Genomic DNA, 552 nt, shown 5'->3' with positions numbered 1-552 from the left:
TGACGCTGTACATACCTTCGTCAGTCAGACTTGGAATGGTAATGGCAGCCGTTCCAGTTAATGTATCTAGCAAGGTGACGGTGTAGGTTTGCTCTGTGGTGCTGCCATCGGGGTTGGTGATGGTTAACGTCACCGTATCACCCACTTCCACGCCCGTTGGAATACTCACCACAGTTTCAACGCCGTCATTGTTCTCTGCCACGTTCACGCTGCCATCGGCTGCATCGGCTATGGTCAACGTTGGCGCCGTGTCACTCACGCCATCACCGTCCGTATCACCCGGAATAGTAGTGTCTAAATCAAACGTTACTGGCGCACTTTCAGCGGTGGTATTACCCGCTGCATCACTGATACTGCTGGTGACGCTGTAAGCACCCTCGTCCGTCAAGCTTGGAATGGTGATGTCCGCGCTGCCATTAGCAAGGTCTGCCGCCGTCACGGTGTAGGTTTGCTCCGTGGTGCTACCATCTGGGTTGGTGATGGTTAACGTCACCGTATCCCCTTCTTCCACACCCGTTGGAAGCGTGACATTGGTTTCAAAACCATCACTGT

General features: G+C 53.6%; 1 protein-coding gene. It reads right to left on the bottom strand.

Features of this window, described 5'->3' with window-relative positions:
• Nucleotides 1-552: Ig-like domain-containing protein (locus tag AACW06_RS19990; RefSeq protein WP_238336775.1), on the bottom strand; the 552-nt coding region annotated here is incomplete at both ends.

This window comes from Vibrio sp. S12_S33 (assembly GCF_963889785.1).
Classification (GTDB): domain Bacteria; phylum Pseudomonadota; class Gammaproteobacteria; order Enterobacterales; family Vibrionaceae; genus Vibrio; species Vibrio aestuarianus.
Note: the sequence above shows the minus strand (reverse complement) of the source record. Positions and strands in the feature narration are given on the sequence as shown.